This window comes from Vibrio sp. ZOR0018 (assembly GCF_963865925.1).
GTDB lineage: Bacteria > Pseudomonadota > Gammaproteobacteria > Enterobacterales > Vibrionaceae > Vibrio > Vibrio anguillarum.
The window spans coordinates 1-670 of sequence record NZ_CAWMCN010000029.1; the positions used below are offsets into that span (position 1 = coordinate 1).

A 670-nucleotide genomic window follows, 5' to 3' on the forward strand; every position below is an offset into this window, starting at 1 on the left:
GGGCGTTATGAGCTTCCAAGAATTAGAAGGAAAATATGGCAGTTTTAGAAATTCTGACTGCACCGGATCCAAGGCTTAAGGTCAAAGCGGAAAAAGTGCAAGATATTACGACGGTACAAACATTAATAGACGATATGTTGGAAACGCTATATGCGACTGACAATGGTATCGGTTTAGCGTCGACTCAAGTTGGTCGTAAAGAGGCTGTTGTTATTATCGACCTTTCAGAAAGTCGAGATGAACCGTTAATTTTGGTTAACCCAGAAGTGGTTAGTGGTTTGGATAAAGCATTGGGTCAAGAAGGTTGTTTATCAGTTCCTGATTACTATGCAGACGTAGAGCGTTTTACTTCAGTCGTTGTGTCTGCTTTAGATCGCGAAGGTAAGCCAATAACCATCGAAAGTGATGAGTTTCTAGCCATCGTAATGCAGCACGAAATAGACCATTTATCGGGTAACTTATTTATCGACTATCTTTCACCACTTAAGCGTAAAATGGCTATGAAAAAGGTTAAAAAGTACATCAAAGCGCACTCTTAACCCCGCTCATAACAAACAATTTAAGAGGGATTCCCAACGCTTGGCATTTTTGTTTCTACTTCAAATTTAGTGTTTATGGCACAATGCTTTAGGTTGGGTGGTAGCGTTGCTCACCCCTTAATTGGGCGTTA

1 protein-coding gene is annotated in these 670 nt (G+C 40.6%); it reads left to right on the plus strand.

The genetic code is table 11. From position 1 onward, the window contains the following. Positions 1 to 35 precede the first annotated feature (35 nt). The gene (gene def / locus AACR75_RS00975; RefSeq protein ID WP_017045519.1) at positions 36 to 539 is read left to right on the plus strand and encodes a peptide deformylase; all 504 of its coding nucleotides are present in this window, start codon (positions 36 to 38) and stop codon (positions 537 to 539) included. Positions 540 to 670: the final 131 nt, after the last annotated feature.